General features: G+C 74.4%; 15 protein-coding genes. 8 read left to right on the top strand and 7 right to left on the bottom strand.

The genetic code is table 11. From position 1 onward, the window contains the following. Positions 1 to 9 precede the first annotated feature (9 nt). A complete protein-coding gene (locus ACIF80_RS09930) occupies positions 10 to 3168 on the bottom strand; it encodes a sacsin N-terminal ATP-binding-like domain-containing protein (RefSeq protein WP_399801747.1) in 3159 nt (1052 codons plus the stop codon). Between the two features lie 659 nt (positions 3169 to 3827). Beyond that, positions 3828 to 4754, bottom strand: coding sequence for a DUF3027 domain-containing protein (locus ACIF80_RS09925; protein ID WP_399801745.1), 927 nt, complete (start codon positions 4752 to 4754; stop codon positions 3828 to 3830). 396 nt (positions 4755 to 5150) lie between these two features. Here ACIF80_RS09925 and ACIF80_RS09920 point away from each other — a divergent pair, with 396 nt between their 5' ends. The 4 genes from ACIF80_RS09920 (at position 5151) to ACIF80_RS09905 (ending at position 8910) form a co-directional block, all read left to right on the top strand. Then, positions 5151 to 6593 carry an MFS transporter gene (locus tag ACIF80_RS09920; RefSeq protein ID WP_399801743.1) on the top strand — a complete coding sequence of 481 codons (1443 nt, stop codon included), beginning with the start codon at positions 5151 to 5153 and terminating at the stop codon, positions 6591 to 6593. Positions 6594 to 6657: 64 nt separating this feature from the next. Then, a complete protein-coding gene (locus ACIF80_RS09915; RefSeq protein WP_399801741.1) occupies positions 6658 to 7155 on the top strand; it encodes a DUF2771 domain-containing protein in 498 nt (165 codons plus the stop codon). A 125-nt stretch (positions 7156 to 7280) separates the two neighbouring features. Then, positions 7281 to 7976, top strand: coding sequence for a futalosine hydrolase (locus ACIF80_RS09910; protein ID WP_399801739.1), 696 nt, complete (start codon positions 7281 to 7283; stop codon positions 7974 to 7976). Further along, a complete protein-coding gene (locus tag ACIF80_RS09905; protein WP_399801736.1) occupies positions 7966 to 8910 on the top strand; it encodes a 1,4-dihydroxy-6-naphthoate synthase in 945 nt (314 codons plus the stop codon). The genes ACIF80_RS09910 and ACIF80_RS09905 overlap by 11 nt, the downstream gene beginning before the upstream one ends. Positions 8911 to 8920: 10 nt before the next feature. Here ACIF80_RS09905 and ACIF80_RS09900 read toward each other — a convergent pair whose 3' ends face one another. Further along, complete coding sequence (locus ACIF80_RS09900; protein WP_042169034.1) at positions 8921 to 9304, bottom strand: cold-shock protein; 384 nt, start codon at positions 9302 to 9304, stop codon at positions 8921 to 8923. Between the two features lie 165 nt (positions 9305 to 9469). Between ACIF80_RS09900 and ACIF80_RS09895 the strand changes: the two genes are divergently transcribed. Beyond that, a complete protein-coding gene (locus ACIF80_RS09895) occupies positions 9470 to 9721 on the top strand; it encodes a hypothetical protein (protein WP_055574275.1) in 252 nt (83 codons plus the stop codon). Here ACIF80_RS09895 and ACIF80_RS09890 read toward each other — a convergent pair. Together ACIF80_RS09890 and ACIF80_RS09885 are read right to left on the bottom strand one after the other, a co-directional pair. Next, positions 9697 to 10368: an HAD family hydrolase gene (locus tag ACIF80_RS09890; RefSeq protein ID WP_399801734.1), complete on the bottom strand. Its 672-nt coding sequence runs from the start codon at positions 10366 to 10368 to the stop codon at positions 9697 to 9699. The genes ACIF80_RS09895 and ACIF80_RS09890 overlap by 25 nt on opposite strands. A 56-nt stretch (positions 10369 to 10424) precedes the next feature. Further along, the gene (locus ACIF80_RS09885) at positions 10425 to 11552 is read right to left on the bottom strand and encodes a hypothetical protein (RefSeq protein ID WP_399801732.1); all 1128 of its coding nucleotides are present in this window, start codon (positions 11550 to 11552) and stop codon (positions 10425 to 10427) included. A gap of 119 nt (positions 11553 to 11671) precedes the next feature. On the opposite strand from ACIF80_RS09885, the gene ACIF80_RS09880 reads away from it, so the two are divergent. Both ACIF80_RS09880 and ACIF80_RS09875 read left to right on the top strand, forming a co-directional pair. Continuing rightward, complete coding sequence (locus ACIF80_RS09880) at positions 11672 to 14344, top strand: helicase-associated domain-containing protein (RefSeq protein WP_399801730.1); 2673 nt, start codon at positions 11672 to 11674, stop codon at positions 14342 to 14344. Positions 14345 to 14714: 370 nt separating this feature from the next. Further along, positions 14715 to 16358, top strand: coding sequence for a DNA repair helicase XPB (locus ACIF80_RS09875; RefSeq protein ID WP_399801728.1), 1644 nt, complete (start codon positions 14715 to 14717; stop codon positions 16356 to 16358). 19 nt (positions 16359 to 16377) lie between these two features. Here ACIF80_RS09875 and ACIF80_RS09870 read toward each other — a convergent pair whose 3' ends face one another. Together ACIF80_RS09870 and ACIF80_RS09865 are read right to left on the bottom strand one after the other, a co-directional pair. After that, entirely contained in the window at positions 16378 to 16758 is a 381-nt protein-coding gene (locus ACIF80_RS09870) for a hypothetical protein (RefSeq protein ID WP_399801726.1), read from the bottom strand. 125 nt (positions 16759 to 16883) lie between these two features. Beyond that, on the bottom strand, positions 16884 to 17087 hold the full coding sequence (locus tag ACIF80_RS09865; protein WP_399801723.1) for a hypothetical protein: 204 nt from the start codon (positions 17085 to 17087) through the stop codon (positions 16884 to 16886). Positions 17088 to 17581: 494 nt separating this feature from the next. Between ACIF80_RS09865 and ACIF80_RS09860 the strand changes: the two genes are divergently transcribed. Then, complete coding sequence (locus ACIF80_RS09860; protein WP_399802609.1) at positions 17582 to 19681, top strand: HelD family protein; 2100 nt, start codon at positions 17582 to 17584, stop codon at positions 19679 to 19681. Positions 19682 to 19686: the final 5 nt, after the last annotated feature.

Raw genomic sequence — 19686 nt, 5'->3', positions numbered from 1 at the left:
CCCGTTCCGTCAGTCGAACCAGCGGTCCCTGGCCAGCTCCTCGGTCCTGGACGGGTCCTCCAGCAGCGCCGCGACCTCGAACCGGCGCGGCCACTCCCGGGCCGCCCAGGCCAGCCCGGCGGCGACACCCTCCAGGGTGGCCGCGTGCAGCACCCCGTCACGGGTCAGCCGCCAGTCGATCTCCACGCCGTCCACGACGAGTTCCTCGTGCTCCACGTACAGGGCGGGGGTGCCCGGCCCGAGCAGCGCCCGCACCGGCTCCGGTACGTCGTGCTCGGCGCCCTCGGTGTCCACGTCGCCGGTGACGGACTCGCTCAGCCGCCGCACCTGGAACAGTTCGGCCAGCTCGGCGGCGCGCGAGGGGCGGACGGGCAGCAGGGGCATGCCCCCGGTGAACGGCAGCAGGTCGGGCGAGTCGACGACCACGGCGTCGGTGGCGTCCACCACCTCGACCCGGCCGTCGACCACCGCGCGCAGCTCGTCCGGCAGGGTCACCCGATCCGGGTCCAGGTCGGCCAGCGCCCCGTAGAGGGCGTGCAGCTGGCCGGAGGTGACCGCACGGTCGGGGTCGGCGAGACGGTCGAGGAGTTCGGCGGCACCGCCCGGTTCGTCGAGCAGCGCGGACACCGACGTACGGACGCCGAGGGCGCGCAGCACCTGCTCGTCCTCGAAGCCGGTGGCGTCGGCCTCGTCGTACAGGCCGCGCAGCAGCGGGTCGCTCCCGGCGGCGCGCAGGCCGGCCGGGCGGCGGCCGCCGAGCACCGGGTGCCCGCGCAGCCACCACGCGGTGTAGGGGCGTACGACCTCGTGGGTGCCGTCCGGCAGCAGGACGCGGACCGGCTGGGTGAGCGCGTCGCGCAGCGGCGGGCGGGCGAGCAGGGCGAGGGCGCGGGGCCACTGGTCGTCGTCCACGAGGTCGAGGTCGCGGACGGCGACGAGTTCGGTGGCGACGGGCGGCACCGGGCTGTCGGGGAAGCGGTCGAGGACGTCCTCGCTCCACACGTCCACGGCGTCCAGCAGGCCCGCGTCGTCGGGCTCGGCGAAGTCCCCTTCGCGGGGCTCGAGTTCGTCCGGGTCGAGGACGACGTCGGTGGCGCGGACGAGGACGAAGTCGACCAGCACGCCGCAGGCGGCCAGCGGGGCCTCGCCCCACTTCCGGGCCAGCTCGGCATCCACGGCGGCGAGTTCGCCCTCGCGCATGACCTGGGCGAAGGGGCCGCCGGGGAAGACCAGTTCGCAGGCCGGGGAGAGTTCGCCGTCCTCGTCGGGCAGCGCGAGGGCACCCAGCCAGGGCTCGTCGCCGGGTTCGAGATCCGCGTCGCGCACCAGCCCGAGCACGGTGTCGGCGAGCTCCTCGGCGTCGGGCGCCTCGTCCTCCCAGTTCAGGACGCCCTCGTCGTCCAGGGAGGCGGCGACGGCGGCCCGCACCTGCGGAGTGGTGAGCACCGCGCGCGGGGTCGCCGGGAGGGCGCCGAGCTTCTCCAGCAGGGGGTGCGCGGCGTCCGGGTGGGCGACCTTGAGGCCGAGCCGGGCCAGCGTCGCGGGGTCGATCCGGGCGGCCTCGCCGCCGGGCAGCAGCACCTGCCGGGGGCCGGTGGTGGTACGGCCGTCGGCGAGCGGCACGGGCAGGCCGGAGAGCCGGTCGGGGTCGACCCCGGCGAGGCTCCCGTACAGCCGCCGCCACCAGTCGGGCGACTTCTCCAGCCCGGCCAGCCGGTCGATCGCGTCGGCCAGCGGGAGGCGGGCCACACCGAGCGTGCGCAGTTCGGCCCGGCGTTCGAGCCCGGCGGGCAGGAGGGTGGGCAGCACCTCGGCGAGGACCCGGACGGTGTCGGCGCCGGCGCCCTCGACGATCTCGGCGTCCCGGGGCCGCAGCGTCTCGGGCAGATCGGAGTCCGCGCCCGTCCCGTCCCCCTCGTCTCCCTCGCCCCGCCCGCCCGGCTCGACGGCGGGCGGCAGGAACGAGGTCCGCGGGAGCCGCCCGAGAACCGCCTGCCGCAACGCGCCGTCCAGCTCACCCCGGCCGAGCGGACCGGGCACCAGGTCGATGATCCCGGCGGTCACCGGACGCCACGCGGCGAGCAGCTCGGTGTAGGCGTCGGCGGCGCGCTCCACCAGGAAGTCGGTGAGCGGGCCGGGAGCGGTGTGCCGGCGGGTGGAGTCCAGCGGGAAGGAGGCGATGAGCAGGGCCGGGACGCCCAACGGCTCCTCGCTCGGCGTCGGCGCGTGCACGACCGGGCTGGTGCGGGGCCGGGCGGGGGTGCCGTCGGAGTCCACCGGCACGGCCCACGTCACCGACCAGTGTGGGCGCAGCCGCTCCTCGATCGGCCGGTCGGCGAGCAGATCCGGCGTGAGCGGCCCGTGCGCGGCGACGGTGCGCCAGCGGGTGGTGCCGTCCCGCGAGTCCTCGATCACGGTGAGGGCGCCGTCGGTGCCGCGGCGCACGGTGCGGGGCGGGGCGTCGCCGATCTCGACGACGACGTCCTCCAGACCGGGCAGGGCGAGCAGCAGGGCGTCGTCGACGGCGTGCAGCAGCCGCTCGGCGAGGTCGGCGGCGGCCGCGTCGCGCAGCGGCAGGATGACGGCGGTGTCGTACGGGTCGGGGGCGGTGCCCTCGGCGGCGAACGGGAGACGGAGCAGCGGTACGTGCCCGTCGCGCCGGCGGATCTCGTCGCCCAGCCCGGCACTGTCCCCGGCGCTCTCACCGGCCAGCCCGCGTGCCTCGGCGAGCGACCAGCGCACCCCGCCGTGCCGGCCGACGACGGCGGGCTCGTCGGTGACGGCGAGGACGGCGGCGAAGCCGACCCCGAACCGCCCCACCGCCCGGTCGGGGGTGTCCCGCTTGGCGGAGGCCCGCAGCGTGGACAGCGACTCGACCCCGGCCGCGTCCAGCGGGGCACCGGTGTTGGCGGCGACGAGCACCCCGTCGCGCAGCGTGAGCCGGAGCCGTCCCGGCACTCCCGCGCGGGCGGCGGCATCGGCGGCGTTCTGCGCCAGCTCGACGACGAGGCGGTCCCGGTACCCGCCGAGGACGAGGTCCTCCTCGGCGTTGGCGTCCTCACGGAACCGTGCGGGGCTGGCGGCCCAGGCGTCCAGCACCCCGCGCCGCAGCCGCGCCGTACCGAACGGGTCCGTACCCTCGGCAGCGGGCCGTACGAACTTGCTCACGGTCACTCTCCTCATCGGCCCTGATCGGCGTGAGACCGAAGGTACCGCGCCAGGGGTGTCCGACGAGCCGGGCCGAGGCTCGGCCCCGGGCGTGCTGCTTCGCACAGGAGCCGGATGCCTCCCCGCCGGTGGATGCCGGACCGGCCCCATACCTGCCGAGCCTGCGAGGAGGTCGCGGCCGCCGTCGATCGGCGCCGGCCGCTGGAGAGGCGCGGCGGAAAAGGATCGATCCCCCGGTTCGCACCGGTTCCCTTTCCAGGGCCGCCGGCACGATGACGTGAGTCGCCTCCAGCAGGTCAGTGCCCACCCGAGCCCGAAACCCGACGGCGCTCTCCCGATGGCTTCCACGTCGCGGACCGCCCGGCGCCGGGCCGGTGTTCCGGAACCCGCGGTCCCGGCGCTGCGGGGCCGGAGGCGGATACCTTGCCGAAAAGACATGAGCAGTCGGCGGACAAGTGGCCTGCAAGCGCTCAAAAGAGCGGCATTGTGGCAATGGCGGCCAAAGCGCTCACGCTGGGGGGACGGTGTGTCACACCCGGGACGGGGGGCCTGTCCCGGCACCGCACACGGCGAGGCCGCTCCCCGCCTTCCTCCCGCACCGTACGCCGCGTCACCGACAACGCGGCCGGTTCGCGGGAGCGCGGGAGAGGAGGAACCCCCTACGAGTGCCCCAGCTCCGCCGACGCCTCGTCCTCCGTCACCGGGACCGAGCCGGAGTCGGGGGCCGGGCGGAGCGGGAACGGGTCGACGCGGGTTTCGTCTATGACCGGGGCCGGGGGGTGGGGCGGCTTCGGCATGACGGCGGCTTCGGAGTGGCCGCCGCAGCCGTAGGAGAGGGAGACCACGCGGCCGTCGGCCGGGGCGAACTCGTTGGCGCAGATACCGAAGGCCTGGCCCAGGGAGCCGCCGATGGGGGCGAGGAAGCCGCAGCTCACGCAGGGCGCGGGGGCCGCCTGCGCCATCGGGGTCTTGGCGCCGAACGCCTCCTCCCAGCGGTCGGCGGCGATGTGCAGGCCGTAGCGGGACAGGACGCGGGCCCGGCGCATGCCCAGTTCCTCGGCGACCGACGCGATCGAGCCGCGGGCGGGTGCGATCGTCAGGTCGGCCGGGGCGACCCCGGCGACCTCGGCGTCCTCCGCCTCGACCAGCTCGGCGAGTTCCGCGGAGACCGTGGAGTTCGGCGCCGGCTCGTCATCGCCGGAGTAGCCGGGCTCCAGACGCAGGTCCTCGGCGTCGGTGGGCAGCAGGTCGCCGGGGCCCATGTCACCGGGGCGCAGCCGCTCGCTCCACGGCACCCACTCCGGTGCGAGCAGCGCGTCGGGGCCGGGCAGCAGGACCGCCTCGTCCACCGTGACGATCTTGGCGCGGGAGGCGCGGGCGACGGTGACGGCCCAGCGCCAGCCCCGGTAGCCGAGTTCGCGGCACGCGAAGAAGTGGGTGACGACCCGGTCGCCCTCGGAGACGAGTCCCTCGTACTCTCCGACGACCCCGGGCGCGGCGGCCTCCTCGGCGGCGGCACGGGCGAGGTCGACCGCCTCGGCGCACAGGCGGTCGGGGGTGCGGCTTCGCGTTGTCGCTGCGCTCACAGGTATCGCTTCTCTCCTACGCCGTCTCACGAGTGCGCCACTCCCAGCGCGGGGGCGGACGGAGCGGACCGCAGGACCGCGTCGACGTCCGCGCCTGTTCGTGCTCGGGCGCGCCTCCATCCATTCTGCGGGATGGCTGAGATACGCACGCTACCTTCTCACGTGCGTATGGCCTACACCGACGGTAGTTCTCGGGCCACCGCGCGCCGGAATCCGCCCGGTCCACAACACCTCGCGCCGGCCGTCGCACATGTACCGCACCGGCGTGGCGGGTACCCGGCAGGGCGGCCGGCAGACACCGCGCCGGTGCGCTGTTCCGCCGGACAGCGGCACGCGTCGGAGCCGTCACCGCGGTTACGGCACTACGTACCGCCATATCGGGGCACTATGAACGTCGTGGCTACCGCGAGGACACCCCAGGGCGCCACCGGGACCGGTGAGGCGAACGGGGTCAGGGTGAAGGGAAAGGGCCGACGCGCCGCGACGGGCCGGACGGGCAACCCGCTGCGTACGCTCGGGCGCGGTCTGCGCTTCCCGGTGACCGGGACCGCGCGCGGAATCCGCCGCGCCACCCACGCGCACGGCGCCGGCGAGTCCGGGCTCGGCAAACTGATCGAACTGCACGGGGTGAACGGCGCCGGCGACGTCATGATCACCGTCGCGCTCGCGTCCACCGTCTTCTTCTCCGTGCCCACGGACGAGGCCCGCGGCCGGGTCGCCCTCTACCTCGCCATCACGATGGCCCCGTTCACCCTCCTGGCCCCGGTGGTCGGCCCGCTCCTCGACCGCCTCCCGCACGGCCGCCGGGCCGCGATGGCGGGCGCGATGCTCGCCCGCGCGGTCCTCGCCCTGGTGCTGTCCGGGGCGGTCGTCACCGGCAGCATCGAGCTGTATCCGGCCGCCCTCGGCGTGCTGGTCTCCTCGAAGGCGTACGGGGTGGTCAGAAGCGCCGTCGTGCCCCGGCTGCTGCCCCCCGCGTTCTCCCTGGTGAAGGCCAACTCGCGGGTCACCCTCGGCGGGTTGCTGGCCACGGGCATCGCGGCCCCGATCGGCGCGGGTCTCCACCAGATCGGGCCGCGCTGGCCGCTGTACGGGGCGTTCGTCCTGTTCGTGACGGGGACGGTGCTGTCGTTCGCGCTGCCGTCGAAGGTGGACTCCGCGAAGGGTGAGGACACGGCACTGCTCGCGGCGGACGAGACGCATCTGCACGGCCCGCACCTCAAACCGGTCAAGCGGCCCGGCCTGCGCACGGTCGGCCCGGCCGTCACCCACGCGCTGGCCGCCAACGCGTCCATCCGCTGTCTGACCGGGTTCCTGATCTTCTTCCTCGCGTTCCTGCTGCGCGAGCATCCGATGACCGGGCAGAGCGCCGCCGTGTCCCTGGGCGTGGTGGGCGTGGCGGCGGGCACGGGCAACGCGCTCGGTACGGCCGTCGGGGCGTCGCTGAGATCCCGGGCGCCGGAGATCATCATCGTGACGGTGGTCGCCTGCGTGGCCGCCGCGGCGATCGCCGCGGCGGCGCTGTTCGGCGCGGTCGTGATCGCCTGTCTGGCCGCGGTCGCCGGGTTCGCGCAGGCGCTGGCCAAGCTGTCCCTGGACGCGCTGATCCAGCGGGACGTGCCCGAACTGGTCCGTACGTCGGCGTTCGCGCGCTCCGAGACGCTGCTCCAGGTGTCGTGGGTGCTCGGCGGGGCGATCGGCATCGTGATGCCGCTGATCGGGTCACTGGGCCTGGCGGTGGGCGCCGCGATCGTCGCCACGGGCTGGCTGACCACCGTGCGCGGCCTGCTCGGCTCGGCCCGGCACGGAGGAGGCGCCGGACGCGCGCGGGTGGCGTAACGCTCCGGCCACGCCGTACCCCCACGTGGGGAGCGGGCGGGACGCGCCCGATAGCCTTTCACCCATGACCACGTTGCCTCGCGGCGCAGCCGCTCCGAGTGCCCGCGCCGTGCGGCGCCGCCGTGCCGTCGCCACCGCCGGCGCCGTATCCGCCGGACTGCTCGTCCTGTCGGCCTGTGACAAGCCGACGGCGATCTCCACCCTCACCGTCGGCAGTTCCTCGGTGAGCTCCGAGGCGACCTGCGGTGGCGACGGCGAGGCGCTGAAGGCCGCCGACGTCACCAAGTGCCTTCAGGACAAGAGCGTCAAGGAGATCACGGTCGACCCGGACGAGACCGTGCGCTTCGGTGTCGACCCGGAGATCGCCGACAACGGCTGGACCATCCTGATGAACGGCCAGCCGCTGACCGACTCCAGCACCAAGACGTACCGCACCATCCCCGGCAGCGTCTTCTTCAACGCCCAGTACGGCGCCCAGGGCGACTCGACCCTGGTGTCGGTCAAGGAGGGCGAGAGCAACGCCACGGGCCTGTGGTCCTTCCGGCTGAAGAAGGACGCCTGATCAACCCGGCCGGCCCGCGCAGCCCTGACAGCCCCGGCGGCCCTGAAAGCCCCGGCGGCCCTGGTACGTCCGCCGCCCCCGGGTGGCCCGCCCGCACGGGGCTGAGGGCCCGGGGCGGCGTCCTCGTGGCCACCGCGGTCCCCGCCGAGCGGGACGCGGTGGCCGGGGCGTTCCCGGGAACCTCGCGCGAGGTCGCCCTGCCGGGGGTGAGCGTGGTCGAGATCGCCGACGGCCCGGACGTGCTCGCCGCCGGTGTCGGCCCGGCCCTCGCCGCCGCCTCCACGGCCACCGCCCTCACCGCCGCCGCCCTGACCGGCCGCCCCTACGACCTCGTGGTCTCGGCCGGGATCGCCGGCGGTTTCGCACCCCACGCGCCGGTCGGCTCGCTCGTCGTCGCCGACGAGATCACCGCCGCCGACCTGGGTGCCGGGACGGCGGACGGCTTCCTGCCGGTGACCGCCCTCGGCTTCGGCACCGTCACCCATCTGCCCCCCGCCGCCCTGGTCCGGAACGTGGCCGCCGCGACCGGCGCGCGCACCGGCGCCGTCCTCACCGTGTCGACGGTGACCGGCACCGCGGCCCGTGCCGCGCACCTCGGCGACCTGCACCCCCGCGCGCTCGCCGAGGCCATGGAGGGCTTCGGGGTCGCCGAGGCCGCCGCCGCGCACGGGGTGCCCGTGCTGGAGATCCGGGCGGTCTCGAACCCCGTCGGCCCGCGCGACCGAGCTGCCTGGCGCATCGGCGACGCCCTGACGGCCCTCACCGAGGGCTTCGGGAAGCTCGCGCCCGTCCTGGAGAGTTGGAACCGGCATGACCAGTGAATCCCGCAAGCCCGGCGAGTCCCCCGAGTCCGGTGAGCAGTCCGCGACCGGCGACCGGCCGCTGGGCATCGCGTACTCCCCCTGCCCGAACGACACCTTCGTCTTCGACGCCCTCGCGCACGGCCGCGTCCCCGGCGCGCCCGCCCTCGACGTCACCTTCGCCGACATCGACATCACCAACGGCATGGCCGAGCGCGGCGAGTTCGACGTGCTGAAGGTGTCGTACGCGGCCCTCCCCTACGTCCTCGACGAGTACGCCCTGCTGCCCTGCGGAGGCGCGCTGGGCCGCGGCTGCGGGCCGCTGGTGCTGACGCGGGGCGAAGGGCATGGGGGCACCTCCCTGCTCGAGCGAAGCCGAGAGCTTGGGGGATTGAGCGGCCGTACGGTCGCGGTGCCGAGCGAGAAGTCGACGGCGTACCTGCTCTTCCGCCTCTGGGCGGCGGACACCCTGCCCGGCGGGATCGGCGAGATCGTCGTCATGCCGTTCCACGAGATCATGCCGGCCGTGCGGGACGGGAAGGTCGACGCGGGACTCGTGATCCACGAGGCGCGCTTCACCTACCGGAACTACGGGCTGCACAAGCTCGCCGACATGGGCGAGCACTGGGAGCGGACCACCGGGCTGCCGATCCCGCTCGGCGCGATCATCGCCAAGCGGTCCCTCGGCCCGAAGACCCTGACCCTGCTCGCCGACTCGGTCCGCACCTCCGTACGGGCCGCCTGGGACGACCCCGGGGCGACACGTCCGTACGTCATGGAGCACGCCCAGGAGATGGATCCGGCCGTCGCCGACCAGCACATCGGGCTGTACGTCAACGAGTTCACCGCCGACCTCGGCGAGGACGGCTACGCGGCGGTGCGGGGCCTGCTGACGCGCGCGGCGGCCGAGGGACTGGTACCGCCCCTCGGCCCGGACGCGCTGCGGTTCCCGTGACGGAGCCGCCTCACACGTCCAACTGGTCGGCGACGGCGCGCAGGAGTCCGGCGATCTGCTTCCCCGAGGTGCGCTCCGGGTAGCGGCCCCTCTCCAGCATCGGCGTGATGTTCTCCAGCAGGGTCGTCAGGTCCTGGACGATGGAGGCCAGCTCGTCCGGCTTCTTGCGCTGGGCCGCCGCGACCGACGGGGTCGGATCGATGACGGTCAGGGACAGGGCCTGATCACCGCGCTGCCCCGCGACCACGCCGAACTCGACGCGCTGGCCCGGTTTCAGCGTCTCGAGTCCGGCGGGGAGGACCGAGGAATGGACGAAGACGTCCCCGCCGTCGTCACGGGAGAGAAAGCCGAAGCCCTTCTCACTGTTGAACCACTTGACTTTGCCGGTAGGCACGTCTGTCCTCGTCCTCGTACTCGTCGGAAAACTGCTTCGGAAAACGGCTCTTGATAGCACTCGGGCGGGTCCCGGTGACCCGCCGCTACCAAGGCTAATGGTCTTCGGGCAGGTGACAAGACTGTCGCCGGGTTGTTCCCTCGGGCCAGGAACTACCCTGGTCGGGTGGCTGACAAAACCCAAGCGAATTCCCCGGCTCCCGGAGACGGTCTGGTCCGTGCCGGCGGCATCGTCTTCATCATCGGCGCCGTGGCCACTCTGGTCACGGTGGCCCCGTTGTTCCTCGGAATCGAGGCCTTTCCGACGTACATGTTCGTGCTGAGCATGCTCATGGGCGTCGGATTCCTGATGGCCGGCGCGGGCGTGCTGCGCTCGGCCGCGGCGGGACGCCGTCAGGCGCGCGCCGCCGGGGAGTAACCCGGACGGCCCCCGTTGTCCCGGCCGTTCATGTGGTCCGAGAGCCAGCCGGGGAATTCCGTCAGGTCGGTGAGGACCACGTCCGCGCCCGCCTCCCGCAGTTCCGCGGGGTCGCAGGGTCCGGTGGCGACGGCGACGGACAGCGCGTCGGCGGCCCGCGCGCCGCGCACGTCGCCCACGTGGTCGCCGACGTACACCCCCGCACCGTGCTCGCGCAGCGCCGACGCCTTCTGCTCGGCCCACAGGTCGCCGATCACGGCGTCCGGTTCGATGCCGAGGTGGGCCAGGTGCAGCCTGGCGTTCGGCTCGTGCTTCGCGGTGACGACGACGGCGCGCCCGCCCGCCTCGCGCACGGCGGACATGGCCTCGCGGGCGCCGGGCAGCGCGGGCGTGGCGGCGATGGCGTAGGCCGGGTACATCGCCCGGTACAGGTCGGCCACTTCGTCGATCCGCTCCGCCGGGAACCAGTTGATCAGCTCGTCCGCGAGGGGCGGTCCCAGCCGGGTGACGGCGAGATCGGCGTCGATGTGGGTCCCGGTCCGCTCGGAGAGTGCCTGGTAGCAGGCGCGGATGCCGGGCCGGGAGTCGATGAGCGTCATGTCGAGGTCGAAGCCGACGGTGGGCGGAAGCGCGGTCGTGGAGGCCATACCCGCCATTGTGCCCAGCGCACGCAAACGACAGGCCGCCGGCGGTACGCCCCTGCTCAGCGGGGCCGCTGGGAGCGCCAGGTCAGGAACAGGGCCGAGGCGACGGCCGCGGCCCGGACCACCCAGGGCCAGGTCTCGGCGACGGCGTCGTTCATGGTGCCGTCGGCGACGGGGGCGCCCCAGCGCCCCTCGGTCCTGCCCCAGAGCCAGACGACTCCGCCCGTGAGCGCGAGACCGGGCAGGACGATCACCGCCCACTTGATCTCGGCCTGGCTGAGACGGCGGGAGGCGTAGACGATGACCCAGCCGAAGAACAGGGCGAACCAGTTGCCGAGTACGGCGCCCGCGACCAGCAGACCCGCGGCGACCAGGAGCAGGGGGTTGCTCCAGCCGCCGGACGGCAGGCGCGGGAGCCGGCGGCGGGTGGCGGAGCCGCTTTTCCCCGCCCCGGCCCCGACGGCGGCGGGGGCCCCTTCGGCCTGCGGAGCGGTGCGCGCGCCGGCTACGGACGGCCCGGCCGCCTTCCCGCCCGGCCCGGCGGCGCCCTCGGCGCCCTTCGGGTCCTCGGACGGCGGGGCCTTGAGCAGTTCGGGGATCTCCACGCCGCCGACGAAGCCGGGGACCGCGTCGCCGACGCCGAAGGGGCTGCTGTCCACCCGCCACCAGTCGGGCTGGTCGGCGCTGTCGCCGAGTTCGTCCGTACCGGCCTGGTGCGGCGCGGACGGCCCGGCGGGGGCGGCAGGGGCGTTCGGGTTCCCGGCCGGGCGGGGGCGGGGGACGGCGCGGCGCAGGACGTTCTTCGCCCGCTGGGCGCGGTCGCCGGCCCGCTGGGCGGGAACGGCGGCGGTCGCGGGCTCGGACCCGGGCTTGCTCGGGGGGGCGCCCCCGTTCCCCTCCGCCCTCCAAGGCGCCCCCTCGGTGCCGGAGGAGCCGGAGGAGCCCGAAGTGGTGGAGGTGCCGGTGGAGGCCGCCGTCACGACCTCGTCCGGGGTGCCCATGCGGGAGATGATGCGGCGCACGGCGGCCGGGGAGTCGACGACGGTCTTCGCCCGGCGCCGGTCGATCTCGTCCCGCAGCCCGGCGACCAGACGCATACGGGTCGCCGACGGCAGCTGGCGCTGCTGGGCCACGTCGCCGACGCGGCTCAGATACTCGTAGACGACCTGGTCACTCTCGATACCCACGAAGTCCCCTCCGGGGCGGATGCGTTGGCGGACGACGTCGGACGACGGTACCGCGAGTCCGGGCGCCCGGCCCAACTCCACGCACCCCACCGGCACACCCACCCGCTACGGTGATGCGGATGAGCACCGAGGAGAAGTCCGCGGCGGCCCCCCGATCCCTCGCGGAGGCGCTCCGGGGACGGGACGACGCCGAGCTTGCCGCGCTCCTGCGAAGCCGGCCGGATCTCGTCACGCCCGTGCCCACCGACCTCACGCAGCTGGCCACCCGGGCCGGTACCCGCGCCTCGGTCGTCCGCGCCCTGGACCGGCTGGACCGGTTCACGCTGCAGACCGCGCAGGCGCTGGCCGTGGCGGCGGATCCGGCGCCGTACGACGAGCTGCTCGGGCTGCTGGCGGGCGACGAGGGCGACCGGGCGGTGTCCGCCGCGCTGCCGGGTGCCGTGCGGACGCTGCGCGAGCAGGCGCTGGTCTGGGGTGACGACGACCGGCTGCGGCTGGTCCGTACGGCCCGTGAGCTGCTCTCCCCCTCCCCGCAGCACCCCTCGCCGACGGGCCTCGGCCCGACCGTGCGGGAGGCCACGGCCGGGATGTCCCCGGGACGGATCCAGGAGATCGTCACGGCGGTCGGACTGCCCTCCACGCACGACTCGGTCTCCGCCGTGGCGGCGCTGACCGGGCTGTTCACGGACCGGGAGCGGATGGCGGCGCTGCTGGCCGAGGTGCCGTTCGAGTCGCTGGAGGTGCTGGAGCGGCTGGTCTGGGGGCCGCCCTACGGCCAGGTCACCGCCGATCCGGCGACCCGGCTGCGCCGGCTGCTGGACCGGGGCCTGCTGCTGCCGACCGCGCCCGGGACGGTCGTCCTGCCGCGGGAGGTGGCGCTGCACCTGCGCGGCGGGCGGGCGCACCGGGCGGTGGAGCCGGTGCCGCCGCCGGTCGGGGCCGCGGCCACGCACCCTCCCCGGGTGGTGGACGCGACGGCGGCCGGGCAGGCGTACACGGCGCTGGCGACCGTCGAGGAGCTGCTGAAGGACTGGGACGAGGGCGGCCCGGCGGTGCTGCGCTCCGGCGGGCTGAGCGTGCGGGACCTGAAGCGGACCGCCGTCGCCCTGGACGTGACCGAGCAGGTCGCCGCGTTCTGGGTCGAGCTGGCCCATGCGGCCGGTCTGTTGGCCTCCGACGGTGGTGGGGGCACCTCCCACGCCCTTAAGGCAGTGGGGGACGACGAGCGGTACGCGGCGACCCCGGCGTACGACACCTGGCGGGAGCGGCCCGCCGCCGAGCGCTGGACGACGCTGGCCGCGGCGTGGCTGACGGCGACCCGGACACCGGGACTGGTCGGCGGGCGGGACGCGAAGGACCACACCCTGTCCGCCCTGGGTCCGGGGCTCGACCGGTCGGCGGCACCCGAGGTACGGCGCCGGGTGCTGACGCTGCTCGCGGGGCTGCCGGAGGGGGCGGCGCCGGACGCCGGGTCGGTGTCGGAGCGGCTGCGGTGGGAGCGGCCGCTGCGCGCGACGGGCGGGGCCGCCGGTTCCGGTTCCACGGGCGCGGGTTCGGGCGGGGGCAGGGGCGACGATCTGCGGTCGCGGCTCGCCCTGTGGACGCTGACCGAGGCCGAGATGCTGGGCGTCACCGGCCGCGGCGCGCTGTCCGCGCACGGGCGGGCCCTGCTCGGGATGCCCGCGCCCGCGCCGAAGGCACACGCCGGGCGGACGGACCGGTCGCCGGAATCGACAGGGCCGGGCGACCGGCTCCCCGTCCACCACCGGCCGGCCGTCCCGCCCCCGGACTCCCCCGCCCCGCCCTCTCCCGCCCTCACCCCCGCCGAGCAGGCCGCCGCGTCCACCGCCGCCGCCCGGCTGCTCGCCCCGCAGCTGCCCGAGCCACTGGACCACGTCCTGCTCCAGGCCGACCTGACGGCGGTCGCGCCCGGCCCGCTCCAGCGGCCGCTCGCGGACATGCTGGGGGTGCTGGCGGACGTGGAGTCGAAGGGCGGGGCGACCGTCTACCGGTTCACGCCGGGCTCGGTACGCCGCGCCCTGGACGCCGGCCGGGCCGCCACCGACCTGCACGCCTTCCTCGCCGCGCACTCCCGTACCCCGGTGCCGCAGCCGCTGACGTATCTGATCGACGACGTGGCCCGCAGGCACGGACATCTGCGGGTGGGCGCGGCCTCCGCGTACGTACGCTGCGACGACGACGCGATGCTGAACGAGATCCTCGCCGACAAGCGGGCCGCGGGACTGGGCCTGCGCCGGCTCGCGCCGACCGTGCTGGCCGCGCAGGCCGATCCGGCCGGCCTGCTGGAGGGGCTGCGCCAGATGGGGTTCGCACCGGCCGCCGAGTCCGCCGAGGGCGACGTCCTGATCACCCGCGCCGACGCCCGCCGCACCCCGCCGCGCACGGCACCCGAACCGGTCCCGGAGGGGCCGCCGGTGCCCGACGACACCCTGCTCGCGGCGGCGATCCGTGCCGTCCGCGCCGGTGACCTCGCCTCGACCGCCCCGCGCAAGGCCAAGGCCGGGGAGGCGGACGCCGGGGCGGGGAGCGGTGAGCTGCCGCGCACCGGGGCCGCCGAGACCCTCGCCACCATGCAGGCCGCCGTCCTGACCGGCGAGACGCTGTGGATCGGTTACGTGAACGCGGAGGGCGCCGCCAGCCAGCGCGTCATCGCCCCGGTCCGCGTCGAGGGCGGCTTCGTCACGGCGTACGACCACACGGCCGACGAGTTGCGGACGTACCCGCTGCACCGGATCACCGGGGTCGCGGAACTGGCGGACGACGAGAACTGAGCGGACTCCGCCGTCCGGGGGCGGGCCTCCCCGCGTACGCTGCACGCAGGGTGCGGAGCACGGCGGCGGACGTCGGCGGCCGCCTCTTCGAGGCCCCTGAGGCGCGCAGGGCCGCCTGCGGTTCCGCGAGCCGGAGCACAGGGAGACCATCGGCCGGACCATCGGTTTCGGCCCGGTGCGTGATCTGCTGCGCGCCACGGCGTCCGGACCGGGCACGGTCCGCTGAAAGGCACGGTCCGCCGCTGCCCCTGCTTCTGTGGCCGCTGTCACTCCGGCCCCCGGGCGGGGGGCGATCAGGCAAACTGGACGTTTGGCCGAGCTGTGCCCGTGCAGTGCCCGTGCCGAGCCCGTCGCAGAAAGGCAGCCGCGCGTGAATGGTCCGCTCATCGTTCAGTCCGACAAGACGCTTCTCCTGGAAGTCGACCACGAGCAGTCCGGTGAGTGCCGTCGCGCCATCGCGCCGTTCGCCGAGCTGGAGCGGGCGCCGGAACACATCCACACCTACCGGGTGACCCCGCTCGGCCTGTGGAACGCGCGGGCCGCCGGCCACGACGCCGAACAGGTCGTGGACGCGCTGGTGAAGTACAGCCGCTACCCGGTGCCGCACGCGCTGCTCGTCGACATCGCCGAGACGATGGACCGCTACGGCCGGCTCAGCCTGCTCAAGCACCCGACGCACGGTCTCGTCCTCACCAGCACCGACCGGCCCGTGCTGGAGGAGGTGCTGCGCTCCAAGCGGATCGCCCCGCTGGTCGGCGCCCGCCTCGACCCGGACACGGTCGCCGTGCACCCCTCGGAGCGCGGGCAGATCAAGCAGGTGCTGCTGAAGCTGGGCTGGCCCGCCGAGGACCTCGCCGGGTACGTGGACGGCGAGGCGCACGACATCGAGCTGCGCGAGGACGGGTGGGCGCTGCGCCCGTACCAGAAGCAGGCGGTGGAGAACTTCTGGCACGGCGGTTCCGGCGTGGTGGTCCTGCCCTGCGGCGCGGGCAAGACGCTCGTCGGCGCCGGTTCGATGGCGCAGGCGAAGTCGACCACGCTGATCCTGGTCACCAACACCGTCTCGGCCCGCCAGTGGAAGCACGAGCTGGTGAAGCGGACCTCGCTGACCGAGGACGAGATCGGCGAGTACAGCGGGACGCGGAAGGAGATCCGGCCCGTCACCATCGCCACCTACCAGGTGCTGACGACCCGCCGGAAGGGCGTCTACCCGCACCTGGAGCTGTTCGACTCCCGGGACTGGGGCCTGATCCTGTACGACGAGGTGCACCTGCTGCCCGCGCCCGTCTTCAAGTTCACGGCGGACCTCCAGGCCCGGCGGCGGCTGGGCCTGACGGCGACACTGGTGCGGGAGGACGGCCGCGAGTCGGACGTGTTCTCGCTGATCGGGCCGAAGCGGTTCGACGCGCCGTGGAAGGAGATCGAGGCGCAGGGCTACATCGCGCCCGCCGACTGCGTCGAGGTCCGGGTCAACCTCACCGACTCCGAGCGGATCGCGTACGCCACCGCGGAGACGGAGGAGAAGTACCGCTTCTGCGCGACGACCGCCACCAAGCGGAAGGTCACCGAGGCGATCGTCCGGCGGTTCGCGGGGCAGCAGATCCTCGTCATCGGGCAGTACATCGACCAGCTGGACGAGCTGGGCGAGCACCTGAACGCCCCCGTGATCAAGGGCGAGACGTCGAACGCCCAGCGGGAGAAGCTGTTCGACGCGTTCCGGGAGGGCGAGATCAGCGTCCTGGTCGTGTCCAAGGTCGCGAACTTCTCGATCGACCTGCCGGAGGCCACGGTCGCCATCCAGGTGTCGGGCACCTTCGGGTCCCGGCAGGAGGAGGCCCAGCGGCTGGGCCGGGTGCTGCGCCCCAAGGCGGACGGCCACCAGGCCCACTTCTACTCCGTCGTCGCCCGCGACACCATCGACCAGGACTTCGCGGCCCACCGCCAGCGGTTCCTGGCGGAGCAGGGATACGCGTACCGGATCGTGGACGCGGACGAACTCCTCACGGAGAGCTAGCGGGGCGCCCGGAGTGCGGTCACCCCTGGGGAAGGTTGAACACCAGCATCACGGTGAAGAGCGGCGGCAGCAGCGAGAGTGCTGCCGCCGAGGCGCGCAGGGCCGACCACCGGGTCCTCCACGGAAGCACCCAGGACGTGAACCAGGCGCAGAAGGTGAGGATGCCGCCGACGGGCAGCGACCAGAGGACCATGTCCAGGGCGGTCGTCAGCTTCTGCGAACAGTCGTCGGGCCCACAACTGTCGGTCGCCATGACGGACATCGCGCCCAGCAGGAACGCCACGGGCAGCAGGAACGCCAGAAGCACGGTCGCGACGGTGGGCGCCACCCAGGCCAGGCGGTCCCGGTCGGGCGGATGGGGCACCGCCGGCAACGGGGGCGCGAAGTGGGTTCGGCTCATGACGCCAGTCAACCCGCGTGAGGGGCGCCCGGACACGGGTGTGCGTACTCAGCCGGTACCTGTCCGCGTACTCAGCCCGCGCGACTGCGGGCGGGGCGGGTGGGCCGGGAGGCTCGGGCGGGCCGTTACCTCCGGCGGACGCCCGCCTCCTCGCTGTACTCACCGAGGACGGTGACCGAGAAGAAGCTCTCGGCGAAGACCCGGACCGCGCGCAGGGCGTTGCCGATGCGGTGCGGGGAGTGGGGGACGGAGCCGGTGGCGGTGGCACCGCGGTGCGGGGCGCCGGGACCACGGGCCTGATTGCCTGGGGTGAAGGTCGCTGTGCTCATGTGTCCAGAGTGCGCCGGTTCACCCGTTCGGGGCATCGGTCCCTGGGCCCACCTTCGGATCCCGTCGTGTACGTCCTGAGACGCACGGTCTCCCCTGCGAGGAGTACCCGCGCCCCTGAGAGCCCTGAGGGTGCGGAACCCCGAACGACGGAGCGGCGGGACGGCTGGACGGCTGGACGCGTTAATCGTTCGTTCCCGGTGCGGGAGCCGACTAGAATCTCCCGCTCGCCCCGGCCACTGGAACGGAAGCCGTCCGGGGCCTTCCCGCCTCCCTCGCCGGAGTGCCACCGCCCGGACGGAAACCGGACGGTCCGCCATGCCGTGATCACGCGGCATCACCGCCAGCACCAGCCGGAGGCAGACCCGTGCCCGCGCACGTCCCCGAACCCACGCCCGCCACCACAGCCGCGCCCGTCACCAGCGTCGACACCGGCACCGGCACCGGCACCGGCACCGGCACCGGCACCGGCACCGAAAGCGACGGCGGAGGCCCTCTGGCCCGCGAGCGCTCCCACCTCTCCGCGTCCCGTACCGCCCTGCGCGCGATGCGCGAGGACGTCGAAGCCCTCGACATCCGCGACGTCACCGCGAACTGGGTCAACGCGCAGATCCTGGAGCGGCAGATCGGGGACCGGATCAAGGCCCTGGCCGACCTCAGCGACACCCCGCTGTTCTTCGGCCGCCTCGACTACCTGCACGCCCCGGGCGCCGAGGAGGCGGAAGGGGCGGAGGGAGAACGCCCGCAGCCGGAGGCTGCTTATCAGACACTGCACATCGGGCGCCGGCATGTGCACGACGCCGACGGCGACCCGATGGTGATCGACTGGCGTGCGCCGGTCTCGCAGCCGTTCTACCGGGCGTCCAAGAAGGATCCGATGGACGTCGCGCTGCGCCGCCGTTTCGGCTACACCGGCGGGGACCTCACGGCGTACGAGGACGAGCACCTGTCCGACCCGGCCGCCGTGACATTCTCCGGCTCCGCCGGGGGCGCCGTCACGAGCAGGCTGCTCCAGCAGGAGATCGAGCGCCCGCGCGTCGGTCCGATGCGGGACATCGTCGCCACGATCCAGCCCGAGCAGGACGAGATCGTACGGTCCGGTCTGTCGGGCAGTGTCTGCGTGCAGGGCGGCCCCGGTACCGGGAAGACGGCCGTCGGCCTGCACCGGGTCGCCTACCTGCTGTACGCCCACCGCGAGCGGCTGGCCCGCACGGGCACGCTGGTCATCGGGCCGAACCGGTCCTTCCTGCACTACATCGAGCAGGTGCTGCCCGCGCTGGGCGAGCTGGCGGTCGGGCAGGCGACGGTGGACGACCTGGTGGCCCATGTCGAGGTACGCGGGACGGACGACGCGCGGGCCGCGTTCGTCAAGGGCGACGCGAGGATGGCCGAGGTACTGCGCCGGGCCCTCTACGCGCACGTGACCCCGCCCGCCGAACCGGTCGTCGTCGTGCGCGGCTCGCGCCGCTGGCGGGTCCCGGTGTACGAGCTGGAGGAACTGGTCCGCCAGTTGCTCGACCGGGACATCCGCTACGGCGCCGCCCGCGAGGCCCTGCCGCAGCGCATCGCGCACGCCGTGCTGGTGCAGATGGAGCGGGCCGGGGAGGCACCGGACGACAGGGTGCAGGACACGGTGGCCCGCACCAGCGCGGTGAAGGCGGCGGTGAAGGCCGTCTGGCCGGCCGTCGACCCGGCGAAGCTGGTCCTGCGGCTGCTGGCGGACCCGGAGTTCCTGGCCGAGCACGCGGCCGGACTGCTCGACGAGGACGAGCGGAAGGCGATCCTCTGGGCGAAGCCGGCGCGGTCGGTGAAGTCCGCGAAGTGGTCGGCGGCGGACGCGGTACTGATCGACGAGGCCACCGACCTGATCCGGCGCACCCACTCCCTGGGGCACGTGGTGCTCGACGAGGCGCAGGACCTCTCCCCCATGCAGTACCGGGCGGTGGGCCGGCGCTGCACGACCGGTTCGGCGACCGTCCTCGGCGACCTGGCCCAGGGCACCACGCCGTGGGCGACCCGGAGCTGGGAGGAGGCGCTGGGCCACCTGGGCAAGCGGGACGCGGTGGTCGAGGAGCTGACCGCCGGTTTCCGCGTCCCGACGGACGTGATCGCGTACGCCTCCCGGCTGCTCCCGCACATCGCGCCGGGCCTGACGCCGGTGGCGTCGATCCGTGACAGCCCCGGCTTCTTCTCGATCCGCCCTGCCGCCGCCGACGGGGCGGGTGACGGGACCGGTGGCGGAACGGGTGACGTGCTGGCGGCCTGCCGCGAACTGCTGGCCCGTGAGGGCTCGGTCGGCCTGATCGCCGCCGACGCCCGGATCCCGGCGCTGGCTCGGGCCCTGGCGGAGGCGGGCATCGGGTACGTCGCGCCGGGTGAGGAGACGACGTACGCCACCCGGCTCACCCTGGTCCCGGCGTCCCTGGCGAAGGGCCTGGAGTACGACTACGTGGTCCTGGCCGAGCCGCGCGCCGTGGTCGACGGCGAGCCCGACGAACGCACCGGCCTGCGCCGCCTGTACGTCGCCCTGACCCGCGCGGTCTCGGGCCTGATCGTGACGCACGCGGACCCCCTGCCGGAACAGCTGCTGTCCTGAACCGG

The organism is Streptomyces sp. NPDC085927, assembly GCF_044540975.1.
GTDB lineage: Bacteria > Actinomycetota > Actinomycetes > Streptomycetales > Streptomycetaceae > Streptomyces > Streptomyces hirsutus.
The sequence above is the reverse complement of the archived record's forward strand: the minus strand, read 5'-3'. Positions and strand labels throughout refer to the sequence as shown.